At 71.6% G+C, this 13,218-nt stretch carries 16 protein-coding genes; 9 read left to right on the forward strand and 7 right to left on the reverse strand.

The window, feature by feature from the left end:
• Positions 1-184: 184 nt before the first annotated feature.
• Positions 185-817, reverse strand: a complete 633-nt coding sequence (locus tag ACV530_RS34930) for a nucleotidyltransferase family protein (RefSeq protein WP_494336742.1) — start codon at positions 815-817, stop codon at positions 185-187.
• Between the two features lie 159 nt (positions 818-976).
• Between ACV530_RS34930 and ACV530_RS34935 the strand changes: the two genes are divergently transcribed.
• Complete coding sequence (locus ACV530_RS34935; RefSeq protein ID WP_494336743.1) at positions 977-1,339, forward strand: DUF5955 family protein; 363 nt, start codon at positions 977-979, stop codon at positions 1,337-1,339.
• A gap of 10 nt (positions 1,340-1,349) precedes the next feature.
• On the opposite strand, the gene ACV530_RS34940 is transcribed toward ACV530_RS34935, so the two are convergent.
• A complete protein-coding gene (locus ACV530_RS34940) occupies positions 1,350-2,138 on the reverse strand; it encodes an IclR family transcriptional regulator (protein ID WP_494336744.1) in 789 nt (262 codons plus the stop codon).
• A 230-nt stretch (positions 2,139-2,368) separates the two neighbouring features.
• Here ACV530_RS34940 and allB point away from each other — a divergent pair, with 230 nt between their 5' ends.
• Positions 2,369-3,727 (forward strand): allantoinase AllB, encoded by a 1,359-nt coding sequence (gene allB, locus ACV530_RS34945; RefSeq protein WP_494336745.1) that lies wholly within the window; start codon positions 2,369-2,371, stop codon positions 3,725-3,727.
• Positions 3,724-4,854: an allantoicase gene (gene alc, locus ACV530_RS34950; RefSeq protein ID WP_494336746.1), complete on the forward strand. Its 1,131-nt coding sequence runs from the start codon at positions 3,724-3,726 to the stop codon at positions 4,852-4,854. Before allB ends, alc begins: the two co-directional genes overlap by 4 nt.
• Here the strand turns inward: alc and ACV530_RS34955 are convergent.
• From ACV530_RS34955 to ACV530_RS34970, 4 genes are read right to left on the reverse strand one after another with little or no spacing between them, the layout of a single operon-like run.
• Positions 4,835-5,389 (reverse strand): GNAT family N-acetyltransferase, encoded by a 555-nt coding sequence (locus ACV530_RS34955; RefSeq protein WP_494336747.1) that lies wholly within the window; start codon positions 5,387-5,389, stop codon positions 4,835-4,837. The two genes, alc and ACV530_RS34955, sit on opposite strands and share 20 nt — an antisense overlap.
• A gap of 23 nt (positions 5,390-5,412) precedes the next feature.
• Positions 5,413-6,072, reverse strand: a complete 660-nt coding sequence (locus tag ACV530_RS34960) for a thiaminase II/PqqC family protein (protein ID WP_494336748.1) — start codon at positions 6,070-6,072, stop codon at positions 5,413-5,415.
• 55 nt (positions 6,073-6,127) lie between these two features.
• Positions 6,128-6,310, reverse strand: a complete 183-nt coding sequence (locus ACV530_RS34965; protein ID WP_494336749.1) for a DUF6126 family protein — start codon at positions 6,308-6,310, stop codon at positions 6,128-6,130.
• Positions 6,307-6,942, reverse strand: a complete 636-nt coding sequence (locus ACV530_RS34970; RefSeq protein ID WP_494336750.1) for a helix-turn-helix domain-containing protein — start codon at positions 6,940-6,942, stop codon at positions 6,307-6,309. Before ACV530_RS34970 ends, ACV530_RS34965 begins: the two co-directional genes overlap by 4 nt.
• Positions 6,943-7,080: 138 nt before the next feature.
• On the opposite strand from ACV530_RS34970, the gene ACV530_RS34975 reads away from it, so the two are divergent.
• On the forward strand, positions 7,081-7,503 hold the full coding sequence (locus tag ACV530_RS34975; protein WP_494336751.1) for a guanyl-specific ribonuclease: 423 nt from the start codon (positions 7,081-7,083) through the stop codon (positions 7,501-7,503).
• A 181-nt stretch (positions 7,504-7,684) separates the two neighbouring features.
• Positions 7,685-8,320 carry a bifunctional 4-hydroxy-2-oxoglutarate aldolase/2-dehydro-3-deoxy-phosphogluconate aldolase gene (locus ACV530_RS34980; RefSeq protein WP_494336752.1) on the forward strand — a complete coding sequence of 212 codons (636 nt, stop codon included), beginning with the start codon at positions 7,685-7,687 and terminating at the stop codon, positions 8,318-8,320.
• A gap of 296 nt (positions 8,321-8,616) precedes the next feature.
• Here the strand turns inward: ACV530_RS34980 and ACV530_RS34985 are convergent, their stop codons facing one another.
• Positions 8,617-9,246 (reverse strand): LysE family translocator, encoded by a 630-nt coding sequence (locus ACV530_RS34985; protein ID WP_494336753.1) that lies wholly within the window; start codon positions 9,244-9,246, stop codon positions 8,617-8,619.
• Positions 9,247-9,416: 170 nt separating this feature from the next.
• On the opposite strand from ACV530_RS34985, the gene ACV530_RS34990 reads away from it, so the two are divergent.
• From ACV530_RS34990 to ACV530_RS35005, 4 genes are all read left to right on the forward strand, one after another.
• Complete coding sequence (locus ACV530_RS34990; RefSeq protein WP_494336754.1) at positions 9,417-10,166, forward strand: GntR family transcriptional regulator; 750 nt, start codon at positions 9,417-9,419, stop codon at positions 10,164-10,166.
• Between the two features lie 169 nt (positions 10,167-10,335).
• Entirely contained in the window at positions 10,336-11,346 is a 1,011-nt protein-coding gene (locus ACV530_RS34995; RefSeq protein ID WP_494336755.1) for a sugar ABC transporter substrate-binding protein, read from the forward strand.
• Positions 11,343-12,374, forward strand: a complete 1,032-nt coding sequence (locus tag ACV530_RS35000) for an ABC transporter permease (RefSeq protein WP_494336756.1) — start codon at positions 11,343-11,345, stop codon at positions 12,372-12,374. The genes ACV530_RS34995 and ACV530_RS35000 overlap by 4 nt, the downstream gene beginning before the upstream one ends.
• Positions 12,371-13,198 (forward strand): ATP-binding cassette domain-containing protein, encoded by an 828-nt coding sequence (locus ACV530_RS35005; protein WP_494336757.1) that lies wholly within the window; start codon positions 12,371-12,373, stop codon positions 13,196-13,198. Before ACV530_RS35000 ends, ACV530_RS35005 begins: the two co-directional genes overlap by 4 nt.
• Positions 13,199-13,218: the final 20 nt, after the last annotated feature.

Below are 13,218 nucleotides of genomic sequence, written 5' to 3' on the forward strand. Positions count from 1 at the left end.
CCCAGAGCCGGCGCAAGCCAGTTCAGGACGCAGGGGACCGCGCGGCAGCCAGTCGCGCTCCACTTGCAATCACGGCCTTTCACGGATCGGGTGACAAGCTCGGTCCCTTCAGGGCCGAGAAGTTGACTCCTTCGGCAGCGGGCGGCACGGAGTGTCAACTCCGGGATCTTGGAGGTTAGTTTTCTTATCGCGGAAGTTCAATACCGAGGGGTGTCAGGTCGGCCGGGGTGTCGATGTCGTCGGGGGAGGAGATGTCCGCGCATTCGATGAGGGTGGGCGCGTGAGTGCGTAGGTATGCGCGTGCGCCCTGGTCGCCGGTGGCCGCGCGGGCGATGCCCTCCCAGTGGCAGCGGGCGAAGAGCACGGGGTGGCCTCGTACTCCGTCGTAGGCGGCTGCGGCCAGGTCCGCACCCGCCCGGTGTGCGGCCAGCAGCCGCGCAACCGTCTGTGCTCCAATGCGCGGTTGGTCGACGAGCAGTACCACGGCGGCCGTTGCGGCGGTGGTGGTGAGGGAGGCCAGGCCCGCGCGGAGGGACGAGCCCATGCCCTCCTGCCAGTTGGGGTTGTCGAGCAGGAGCGTGTCCGGGAGGAGGGCAGGGGCCAGGGCCCGTACCTCGGCCGCGCCCGCGCCCAGCACCACGTGGATCGGTGCGCAACCGCCCTCCGCCAGTACGTGTGTTGCGTGTTCGAGCAACAGTCGGCCCTCGTGGCGCAGCAGTGCTTTGGGGTGTCCGCCGAGGCGTCGTCCGCCGCCGGCTGCGAGGAGGAGTCCGGCCACGTGCGCTTCTTGCGTGTCGGTGTCCGTCGTCAGAGGCATGTCTCACTGCTTATCGCAATCGCGGCAGCGTGTGCGGGGTATGCCAGTTCGTCACCCGGCCGTGAAGATGCGGCCTTAATTTCGCTGTGCGTGTGGCGCAGCACACGCAAAGTGGCGTTAACTGATCCGCGCGAGCGCGTGCGTGGGAGGGGGAGAGTCGTGACGGAAGGCACCGTGGCGGTGGAACAGCAGCGGACGGGCCGTCCCGAGGAGTCCGATCCCAGAGTGTCCCGGCTGCGTGTGGCAGTGTCCCTGCTGCGCAAGGCGCTGGCCGGGCACCCGGCGCGGTTACCCGACCGGGACGTCGCCGAGGACGAGCTCGCGGCGCTGGACGCGATGGCCCGGGCGGGCGGGCCGGACGTCTCCCGGCTGCGCCGCTCGCTGTTGCTGGTCGCGGGGGCGGTCGGGTCGGTGAGTGCCCTGGCCGAGGCGCTGGGTGAGGTGCGTGCCGCGGTCGAGGGGTTCGGGGAGCCGGACGAGGAACAGCAGCCCGCGCTGCCTCGGCAGCGCGGGGAGTCCTGAGTCGGGCCGGTCAGGCGGACGGTGTGGTGGTCGCCAGGGCTGTCGACAGGTCGGATGCCGCCTCCTTGAGCAGGGGCACGATCGCCTCCGTGGCCTCTTCCGTGAGCCGCCCCGCCGGGCCCGAGATCGAGATGGCCGCCGCGGTGGGGGAGCCGGGCACCGGGACCGCGAGGCAGCGGACGCCGATCTCCTGCTCGTTGTCGTCCACCGCGTACCCCGCCTCGCGCACCTGGCCGAGGGCCTCGAGGAAGGCGTCGGGGGTGATGATGGTCCGGTCCGTCGCGGCCGGCATGCCCGTACGGGCGAGCAGGGCCCGTACCTCGTCGTCGGGTGCCTGCGCGAGCAGGGCCTTGCCGACGCCCGTCGTGTGGGGCAGGACGCGCCGGCCGACCTCGGTGAACATGCGGACCGAGTGGCGCGAGGGCACCTGGGCGACGTAGACGGCCTCGTCGCCGTCGAGCAGGGCCATGTTCGCCGTCTCGCCTGTCTGCTCCACCAGGCGCGCGAGGTACGGGCGCGCCCAGGTGCCGAGCAGTCGGGCGGAGCTCTCGCCGAGCCGGATCAGCCGGGGGCCGAGCGCATAGCGGCGGTTGGGGTGCTGGCGTACGTAGCCGCAGGCCACCAGGGTGCGCATCAGCCGGTGGATGGTCGGCAGCGGCAGGCCGCTGCTCGTGGCGAGCTCGCTCAGGCCGACCTCGCCACCGGCGTCGGCCATCCGCTCGAGCAGGTCGAAGGCACGCTCGAGGGACTGGACGCCTCCGGCGGTCGAGGCGGTTCGGGGCTCGGCGGACGAGGGCACGGGCGGTCCTTCCGGGATGGGGGTAGGGGGCAGCCTACCGGGCCGTGGCCGGTGGCTCACGCTCGGTTCTGTCCAGTGAATCCCGATTTCCGGCTATCGGAAACACGCACGTGGGGTGGGTGATGGTCGGTGAGGGGTTGACGGGTGGGGGGTCTGATTGAAGACTGCGAGAAGTGCTGTTCAACAGAACGTTGAAATAGGGCTGTTGGGAGTCGTTGGAAGGGGACGCCGTGTCCGACGTGCAGTTGGTGGTGCGCTCCAGGCGGGTCGTGACACCGGAGGGTGAGCGCCCGGCCGCCGTTGCCGTCTCGGGCGGGCGGATCGTGGACGTGCTGCCCTACGGGGCCACGCCTCCGCCCGGCGTGGTCGTCGAGGATCTTGGTGACGACGCGCTGCTCCCCGGGCTCGTCGACACGCACGTCCACATCAACGACCCCGGCCGCGGCACGTGGGAAGGGTTCCCCACGGCCACCCGCGCCGCGGCCGCCGGGGGCATCACCACGCTCGTCGACATGCCGCTCAACAGTCTGCCGCCCACCACCACCGTGCCCCACCTGCGGGTCAAGCGGGACGTGGCGCGTGGTGCCGTCCATACGGATCTCGGCTTCTGGGGCGGGGCGCTGCCCGGGAACCGGGCCGACTTGCGACCGCTCCATGACGCCGGGGTCTTCGGCTTCAAGGCGTTCCTCTCGCCGTCGGGTGTCGAGGAGTTCCCGCCGCTCGGGCCGGGGGACCTGGAGGACGCCGCCGCCGTGATCGCCGGCTTCGGCGGGCTGCTGATCGTGCACGCCGAGGACCCGGCGCGGCTGGCGAGCGCACCGCCCCCGCGCGGGCCGCGGTACGCCGGCTTCCTCGCCTCCCGCCCGCGCGCCGCCGAGAACGACGCCGTCGCCCGGCTCGCCGAGGTCGCCGGGCGGCTGGGGGCACGCGTCCACGTCCTGCACCTGTCCTCGTCCGACGCGCTGGAGACGATCGCCGCGGCGCGGGCGGCGGGCGTCCGTATCAGCGCCGAGACCTGTCCGCACTTCCTCACTCTCGCCGCCGAGGAAGTCCCCGACGGCGCAACCGAGTTCAAGTGCTGTCCGCCGATCCGCGAGGCCGCCAACCAGGACGCGCTGTGGGCCGGGCTCGCTGCCGGGACGATCGGCTGTGTCGTCTCCGACCACTCACCCTGCACCTCTGATCTCAAGGTGCCTGATTTCGGGCAGGCTTGGGGCGGCATCTCCTCGCTCCAGCTCGGCCTCCCCGCCGTCTGGACCGAGGCCCGGCGGCGCGGGCACACCCTGCACGACGTGGCCCGCTGGATGGCCACCGCCCCGGCCGCGCTCGCCGGGCTGCCTGCGAAGGGGGCCATCGAGGCGGGCCGCGACGCGGACTTCGCGGTCCTCGCCCCCGACGAGACGTTCACCGTCGACGCCGCCGCACTCCAGCACCGCAACCCCGTGACCGCCTACGCGGGCCGTACGCTGCGCGGCGTCGTACGGTCCACCTGGCTGCGCGGGCAACGGATCCACGACCACGGCACGTTCACCGAGCCCACCGGCCGACTCCTCGAGAGGCCGCGAATGGAGAGATCGCGAACACCATGACGGAGATATCGGACATACTTCCTTCGTTCACCGGCCCCGCGAGCCCGTACGCGGGCGGCGATCCGTACGCCGACTACCGCAGCGCCGACTTCCCCTTCACCCGCCACCCCGACCTCGCGGACCGCCGGCTCGGCGGGAGCGTGCTCGCCGTGAGCGACGAGTTCTTCGCCGAGCGGGAGAACCTGCTCACCCCCTCGCCCGCCCGCTTCGACCCGGAGCACTTCGGGCACAAGGGCAAGGTCATGGACGGCTGGGAGACGCGCCGCCGCCGCGGCGTCTCTGCCGACGAGCCCCACCCCGCGGACGGGGACCACGACTGGGCGCTGGTCCGGCTCGGCGTGCCCGGCGTCGTCCACGGCGTCGTTGTCGACACCGCCCACTTCCGCGGCAACCACCCGCAGGAGATCGGCGTCGAGGGCGTGGAACTGCCCGGCGCGCCGTCGCCGGAGGAACTGCTGGCGGATGGTGTGCCGTGGACGGTTCTGGTCCCGCGTACCCCCGTTGGCGGCCACGCCGCCAACGGCTTCGCTGTCGGCTCCGGCCGCCGCTTCACCCACCTGCGGCTGCGCCAGTACCCCGACGGGGGCGTCGCCCGGCTCCGGGTCCACGGCGAGGCCGCGCCCGACCCGGCCTGGCTCGCCGCCCTGGGCACCTTCGACCTCGTCGCGCTGGAGAACGGCGGCCGGGTCGAGGACACATCGGACCGCTTCTACTCCTCGGCGGTGGGGACGATCAGACCCGGCCGTTCCCTGCGCATGGACGATGGGTGGGAGACGCGCCGCCGGCGCGACAAGGGCCACGACTGGGTGCGTTACCGGCTCGCCGGCCGATCGGTGCCGCGCGCCGTCGAGATCGACACCGGCCACTACCGGGGCAACGCACCGGGCTGGGCCGCCTTGTCGGTCCTCGACGCCGGCACCGGTGCCGATCCGGCCGACCACGACGCCGGCTGGACCGAACTCCTGCCCCGCACCCGGCTCCAGCCCGACACCGTGCACCGCTTCGTGCTCCCCGGTGACCGGGCGGCCACCCATCTGCGGCTCGACATCCACCCCGACGGCGGCGTCGCCCGGCTGCGGGTGTACGGCTCGCCGACCGAGGAGGGGGTCACAGAGGGCGGCTCATGAAGAGGGCGCACTCGCCCTCCGAGGCCGTCCCGGTGTAGAGGGCGGCGTCCAGGCCGGTCACCTTGAACCCCATGTGCCGGTACGCCCGTACCGCCGGTGTGTTGACGCTCGTCACCTCCAAGCCGACGGTACGGGCGCCCAGTTGGCGGCCCGTATCCATCGCGAGCCGCATCAGACGGCCGCCGATGCCCCGGCCGCGGTGGGCGGGGGCGACGCGCAGGTCGACGATCCACAGCCGCTTGTTCCAGGTCTGGTGGGTGAAGGTGATGGCACCGCACAGTCCGGCGCTGTCGTACGCCACGACGGCCCGGGCGTTTTCGTCGTCCTCTCCGCCCTCGTCCGCGTCCTCGTCGTCCGGGAACACCTTGTGCAGGGGAGGATCGACGGGTGTCTCGGCCAGCCGGAAGCCGTCGTCGGCCGCGGTGACCTCGATGACGGTGTCGGTGGTGAAGGAGGTGTCGAGCGCCTCGATGGCCTTCTCGTCCACGGCGGTCGCCGGGCGGAAATGCACCGTGGGGTGTTCGGATGTCGGCATGCCTGAACCGTACAACGGGCCCGTCAGGTCTCGGCGAGCGTGTTCCAGAACATCAACTCGTAGTCCTGGAGCAGTCGTCCGTAGCGGTGCGCGAGTCGTTCCGAGAGCACGCCGTCCGCGAGTCCGGCCGCAACCGCGGTGGTTGCGCGCTCGGCGCCCTGCGGGTCGGGTGCGGCGAAGAGGTCGAAGAAGCCGCACGCCTCGTCGTCGAAGCCGTAGTGCTCGCGCAGCGACCTGCCGACGGTGGCGCAATAGTCGCTCCACGCCGCGAAGTTGGCGGTGATCGCCACCGCCACGTCCGCCGGCTCGGCGCCGAGCGCCAGCCAGGCCGTGTACGCCGGGTAGGCCTGGCAGCCGGCACGCGGCTCGTACGCCCGTACCGCCGCCTCGTCCAGTCCGCAGGCGGCGGCCAGTGGGCCGAGCCGTTGCAGGGCCAGGTCCTCGCCCTCGGCGATCGGGCGGAAGAACGCGGCGACGGGAGGCCGTGCCGCGGCCCGTTGGGCCAGCCGTGTGTAACTGAGACGGTCGCTCGTGATGATGTGGTGCTGCTCGAGCGCGAAGGCGGCCACGGTCTCGCGGGGTGCCTCGCCCGAGGCGATCCGCGGGACGAGCCGGTTCGCCGCCGTGTCCGGGGCGAGCTTCCGCACCGCCTCGGCGAGCACTTCCTGGGCCGTACGCGTCATCGCTCCGCCTCCCGCGCGGTGAAACAGGCCGCACGGGCCAGCGTATCGGCGGCCGTTACGCGGCGCCGCCCAGATAGAAGATCAGGAAGAAGAAGGCGGCGATGAAGTGGACGGCGACGAGGTAGATGAAGACCCGGAACGTCATGCCCATCGGGGCGCGGTCCTCCTCGACGAATCCCTTTCCCTTCGCGGCGCTGTTCGCGGTCTCGCTCACGGTCTGGCTCACGGTCTCGCTCACGGTGTCCTCCTCCGGGTCGGTCCGGCGTCGCCGAGGCACAGCTCGGTGGCGCCGCTCTGCATCAGCGTGTGCATGAACAGCAGGTCCACCCCGGAGTGCGAGGCCGCGGCGATGCGGTGCGGGGTGAGCGAGTCGAAGTGGGCCGCGTCCCCGGGGTCGAGCAGGTGCGTGGTTCGGCCGAGCGTCAGACGGAGCCGGCCCGTGGTGACGTACAGCCACTCCTCGCCGGGGTGCACCCGCACCAACTCCTCCTGGCTGCCCCGGCCGTGGGGCACGTGCAGGCGCAGGGCCTGCATCGCGCGGCCCGGCCCGCCGGCGCGCCAGTACGTCCAGCCGCCGGACCGCTGCGCTTCCATCTGGTCCGCCCGTACGATCGGATCCTGCTCCCGGTCCGTCTCGCCCAGCAGGTCGGACACGGTCGTGCTGTACGTGCGCGCCAGCGCGAGCAGCATCGGCAGCGACGGGGTCCGCCGGCCGGTCTCCAGCCGGGACAGGTGGGCCGGCGACAGCCCGGCGCGGGCCGCGGCGGCCTCCAGGGTCAGCCCGCTGTGCAGGCGTAGGGCGCGCAGTCGCGGTGCGACATCGGGCAGTTCGTCCGGCGCGGTGTCAGGTGGTACGGGCAGCGCACTCATGCCTCCGGTATAGCCAGAGATGTGCCTGAGAGGCAAAAGATTTGCCCCAGAGGCAAATGTTCATGAAGTGGTGAACGTTAAGGAAACATTAAGCGTTGTCGTTGACATGTCATGCGCTACGCGCGTCATCCTGGGCGCATGACAACCCCCCAGCGCCTTGTGCGTGCCGGTGCGCTCGCCGCACTGGCCTCGACGCTCCTGCTCGGCACCCCGGCCGTCGCCGCCACGTCCACTGCCTCGAGCCACCAGGTTGTAACTCAGGTGTCCATGGCCTCCGTTGGCCACATCTGCTACTCGGACCTGCCGTCGCAGGCGCACGACACGATCGACCTCATAGACCAGGGCGGTCCGTTCCCGTACTCGCGGGACGGGATTGTCTTCACCAACCGCGAGGGTGCCCTGCCGCAGCAGCGCTCCAGCTACTACCACGAGTACACCGTCATCACCCCGGGTGCGCCGACCCGTGGTACCCGTCGCATCATCACCGGCCAGCAGTACCACGAGGACTACTACACCGGGGATCACTACCAGACGTTCAACCGGGTGGACTTCGGCTGCTGATTGATTGCTGAGCGGTTGCTCATCGGCTGCTGATCGGTCGGCAGACCGCTGTCGCCTCGCCCCCCCCGTGCCGCCATATCCCGGCACCACGGGGGGATTTGGCGTTTCCGGGCCCCGTTGTCAGTGCCTCCCGATAGCGTGCAGACAGGCAGGCACTACAGGGGAAGGGCGGCGAACTGCCGTGTACCGCTGGGAGATCACCCGAGCCGCGCTCGCGCAGCGCGTCATCGCCGTCGTCCACGGCGACAGCTACGACCGGGCCGCCGCGACCGCGGGCGCCCTGCTCTCCGCCGGGTTCGCCAGCCTCGAGATATCGCTCACCACCCCCTTCGCCCTGGAGGCCGTCACCACCCTGACCCGCGAGGTCGGCGACGAGGCCGTGATCGGCGCGGGCGCGGTGCTGGACGCCCCGACCGCGCGGATGGCCATCGACGCGGGTGCCCGATTCCTCGCCTCGCCCTCGCTGGAGGCGGACGTCATCCGTACCGGGCACCGATACGGCGTCCCCGTCTTCCCGGGGGTCTCGACGCCGGGCGAGATCGTCCGGGGGCTGGAGCTGGGGGCGGACGCGCTCAAGTTCTTCCCCGCCTCCGGCCGCGGGCCCGGCGAGGTCAGGGAGATCCGGGCCGACCTGCCGCAGGCGGCCCTGGTGCCCAGCGGCGGCATCGGCGTGGACAGCGCCCCCGGGTGGATCGCCGCCGGGGCCGTCGCCTGCGGCATGGGCGCCGAGCTGTCCGAGGGGGACCGGGACATGGTGGCCAAGCGCGCGGAGGAGCTCCTCAGCCGTCTCGCGGACGCGGAACCGGAGGGCGGGTGATGCGGTCGCGTCCCGCGAGGGGGTGCGGGTCGCGTTCCGCGTAGGGGCGCTACTTGCCCGGAGCTTGTGGCGCCGTCAGCTGACAGCCGTCAGGTGCGTGGGCGCCAGGCCGACGGCGGCGGACCGCTCGCCGCAGGCCCGGCCCTCCGGGGTGGAAGGTGCCCGCCGGATGGTGCAGGCGATCATGCCGGTGGACCGCCGTGCTCCGGCGCCGTGATCGGCCGCACCGTGAGCGGGGGCACGTCCCCGGAGCGGCCGGAGCCGGAAGGCCGCACCACCCGGCGGGACGCCACCGCTCAGCGCGCCAGCCGGGAGCCGAACTCCGTGAGCAGCAGCGCGGAGGCCGCCAGCAGCAGGACGGCCGATCCGGCGAGCAGCAGCCGGAAGCCCCGTGTGCTCACCCGGTCCCGGGCGCGCGCCACCACGAGGGCCAGGACCACCTTGCTGCCGACCAGCAGGGCGTAGAAGCCGAGCAGGAAGCCGCCCGCGCCGGACGGGCCCTCCCGCCAGGCGGCCACCAGCAGAGGCGCGCCCGTGCTGAGCCAGAACACCCAGGGGTGCGGGTTGAGCAGGTTGACCAGTACCCCCCGGCGCAGCGTCCGCCGGCCCTCGGCCCGCTGCTCGGCGGTGTCCGCCGCCTCCGGGACCAGCGCCGTCCGCGCGTCCCGCAGCGTCGAGACGGCCAGCCAGAGCAGGAACAGCCCGCCCGCGACCCCGCCCGCCGCGACCACCCGCTCCGGCAGCGCCGCCAGCACGGTCACCGACAGGACGACCGCCGGGAGGTCGGTGAGCAGCGGCACCGCGGCCACCCGCAGCCCCGTCCCGAGACCGCCGCGCAGCGTGCCCGACAGGACCAGGGCGAGCAGCGGCCCCGGGCTGATGCCCGCGCTGAAGCCCAGCGCCAGGCCGAGAGCCAGCTGCTTCACCCCGAGCCCTCTTTTCTCCCGGCCGTTCGTCCCCCGGTCTTCCCCCGGCCCTCCCACGTCCGGCGGCATCCTCCCGCACTCCGCCTGCTGCCGACAGGTATGCCGTAAATGTCCGGACAACCGGTTCTCCGGACTTCCCGTCATCAGGTCCTGCGCCGTACGCTCCCCGGATGGCGACGCATCAACCGCTCCCGTTCACCCTCGACCGGAGCAGCCCCGTACCCCTTTACTTCCAGCTCTCCCAGCAGCTCGAGACCGCCATCGAGCAGGGGCGGCTCGCCCCCGGGAGCCTGCTGGGCAACGAGATCGAGCTCGCCGGACGGCTCGGGCTGTCCCGGCCCACCGTCCGGCAGGCCATCCAGCTGCTCGTCGACAAGGGCCTGCTCGTGCGCCGCCGGGGGGTGGGCACCCAGGTCGTCCACAGCCAGGTCAGACGCCCGCTGGAGCTGAGCAGCCTCTACGACGACCTCGAGGCCGCCGGCCAGCGCCCCGCCACCCGGGTGCTGCGCCAGGCCGTCGAGCCCGCCACCGGGAAGGTCGCCGCCGCCCTCGGCGTGGCCGAGGGCACCGACGTCGTGCTCGTCGAGCGGCTGCGCCTGGCCCACGGCGAGCCCGTGGCCCACCTGCGCAACCACCTGCCCGTCGGGCTGCTCGACCTCGGCGGGGGCGCGCTGGAGGAGACCGGGCTCTACCAGCTGCTGCGCATGACGGGCATCACGCTGCACAGCGCCCGGCAGACCATCGGCGCCCGCGCGGCGACGGCGGAGGAGGGAGAACTCCTCGCCGAGCCGGAGGGCGCGCCGCTGCTGACCATGGAGCGGACGACGTACGACAACACAGGCCGCGCGGTGGAGTTCGGCTCGCATCTGTACCGCGCGTCGCGCTACTCGTTCGACTTCCAGCTGCTGGCGCGGCCGTAAGAATGTTCTGACAAACTCTTGACGCGTTGTGGCCTCCGCCACTACAACTCCAGCCACAGCCGAAACCCCGGCGAACAGCGGTGACGGATGGTGACGGATACTTGGGCGGTTGGGCCCGTGAGATCGGGGCCCGGCTGGCCGTGACAGACAGCGGGAAGGGCTAGGCCTCGTGGCAAGGGTTCGGACAGGCGTACGTGCAGTGGGCGCCGTGCTGGCGGTGGCGCTCACCGCGGCACTGGCGGGGTGCAGCAGTACGGGCGGCAAGCGCGCCGAGGAGCGGGCCGCCAAGGCCGCTCAGGGGCGCGCCGCGGTCGACACCCCCCGGTGGACCTTCGCGATGGTCACCCACTCGGGCGATGGCGACACCTTCTGGGACATCGTCCAGAGCGGCGCCAAGCAGGCGGCCGTCAAGGACAACATCAAGTTCCTCTACGCCCATGACGTCGAGGGCAACAAACAGGCCCAGGACGTCCAGGCCATGATCGACCAGAAGGTCGACGGCCTGATCGTCACCCTCGCCAAGCCCGACGCCATGAAGGACGTCGTGGCGAAGGCGAAGAAGGCCGGCATCCCGGTGATCACCGTGAACTCGGGCTCCGAGGAGTCCAAGCAGTTCGGTGCCCTCACCCACATCGGCCAGGACGAGACCGTCGCCGGCGAGGCCGTCGGCGACGAGCTCAACAACCGGGGCAAGAAGAAGGCCGTCTGCGTCCTGCACGAGCAGGGCAATGTCGGCCACGAGCAGCGCTGCGCGGGCGTGAAGAAGACCTTCAAGGGCGACCTGGAGAACCTGTACGTCGAGGGCACCAACATGCCCGGCGTGCAGTCCTCGCTCGAGGCGAAGCTCCAGTCGGAGAAGGACATCGACGCCGTCGTCACGCTCGGCGCGCCCTTCGCCCCCACCGCCGTCAAGGCCGCCCAGCAGGCCGGCAGCAAGGCGGAGATCGACACCTTCGACCTCAACGAGAAGGTCGCCGCAGGCCTCCAGGACGGCTCGCTCGGCTTCGCCGTCGACCAGCAGCCGTACCTCCAGGGTTACGAGGCGGTCGACCTGCTGTGGCTGTACAAGTACAACGCCGACGTCCTCGGCGGCGGCCGCCCGGTCCTCACCGGCCCGCAGATCGTCACCAAGGACGACGCCAAGGCCCTGGCCGAGTACGCGAAGCGGGGGACCCGATGAGTGCCACCGCAGTCAGCGAACGGCAGGCGCGGCGCTCGTACCTGCGCCGCCTCGTCGGCCGCCCCGAGCTGGGCGCGGTCGTCGGCGCAGCGGCCGTCTTCCTCTTCTTCTCGTTCGTCGCCGAAAGCTTCCTTCAGACGTCCAGCCTGTCGACCGTGCTCTACGCGTCCTCGACGATCGGCATCATGGCCGTGCCGGTGGCGCTGCTGATGATCGGCGGCGAGTTCGACCTGTCGGCCGGCGTGATGGTGACCAGCTCCGCGCTGGTCTCCTCGATGTTCAGCTATCAGATGACGGCCAACGTCTGGGTCGGCGTCGGGGCGTCCCTGCTGGTCACCCTGGCCATCGGCTTCTTCAACGGCTTCATGCTGACGCGTACCAAGCTGCCCAGCTTCATCATCACGCTCGGCACCTTCCTGATGCTGACGGGCCTCAACCTCGGCTTCACCAAGCTCATCAGCGGCACCGTCTCCACCAAGACCATCGGTGACATGGAGGGCTTCGACTCGGCCCACGCGCTCTTCGCCTCCCACCTGACGATCGGCGGCGTCGACCTCCAGGTGACCATCCTGTGGTGGTTCGGCCTCGTCGCCCTCGCCACCTGGGTGCTGCTGCGCACCCGGGCCGGCAACTGGATCTTCGCGGTCGGCGGTCACACCGACTCGGCCCGCGCGGTGGGCGTCCCCGTCAACCGCACCAAGATCGGGCTGTACATGGCCGTCGCGTTCTGCGCCTGGATCTCCGGCCAGCATCTGCTGATGTCGTACGACGTGGTGCAGTCCGGCGAGGGCGTCGGCAACGAGTTCCTCTACATCATCGCGGCCGTCATCGGCGGCTGTCTGATGACCGGCGGCTACGGCTCGGCCATCGGTTCCGCGGTCGGCGCCTTCATCTTCGGCATGACCAGCAAGGGCATCGTGTACGCCCAGTGGAACCCGGACTGGTTCAAGTTCTTCCTGGGCGCGATGCTGCTGCTGGCGACCCTGCTCAATGCCTGGGTGCGCAAGCGGGCGGAGGCGAGCAAGTGAGCGGCGTGCTGGTGAAGCTGACGGACGTCAGCAAGTACTACGGGAACAACCGCGCCCTCGAGGAGGTCTCCCTGGAGGTCCACCCGGGCGAGATCACCTGTGTGCTCGGCGACAACGGCGCGGGCAAGTCCACCCTGATCAAGATCATCGCCGGGCTGCACCAGCACGATGCCGGCACCTTCGAGATCGAGGGCGAGGTGACGCGTCTCGGGTCGCCGCGCGAGGCGCTCGACCGCGGCATCGCCACGGTCTACCAGGACCTCGCCGTCGTGCCCCTGATGCCGGTCTGGCGGAACTTCTTCCTCGGCTCCGAGCCGACGAAGGGCCGGGGCCCCTTCAAGCGCCTCGACGTCGCCGCGATGCGCGAGACCACCCGGGCCGAGCTGGCCCGCATGGGCATCGAGCTGCACGACGTCGACCAGCCCATCGGCACGCTCTCCGGCGGCCAGCGCCAGTGCGTGGCCATCGCCCGCGCCGTCTACTTCGGGGCCAAGGTCCTGGTGCTCGACGAGCCCACGGCCGCCCTGGGCGTCAAGCAGTCCGGCGTCGTGCTGAAGTACGTCGCCGCCGCCCGGGACGCGGGCCTCGGTGTGGTGCTGATCACGCACAACCCGCACCACGCGTATCTGGTCGGCGACCGGTTCGTCCTGCTCAAGCGCGGTGCGATGGCCGGCAGCCACGCCAAGTCCGAGATCGCCCTCGAGGAGCTCACCCGCCAGATGGCGGGCGGCAGCGAGCTGGAGCAGCTCAGCCACGAGCTCGAGCGCGCGCCCGTCCCCGATGTCATCGGCGGCAAACGCATGGACGTCCCCGGCGAGGAGTGAGCCCCTCACCGGGTCCCGGC

This window comes from Streptomyces sp. SX-6 (genome assembly GCF_059089585.1).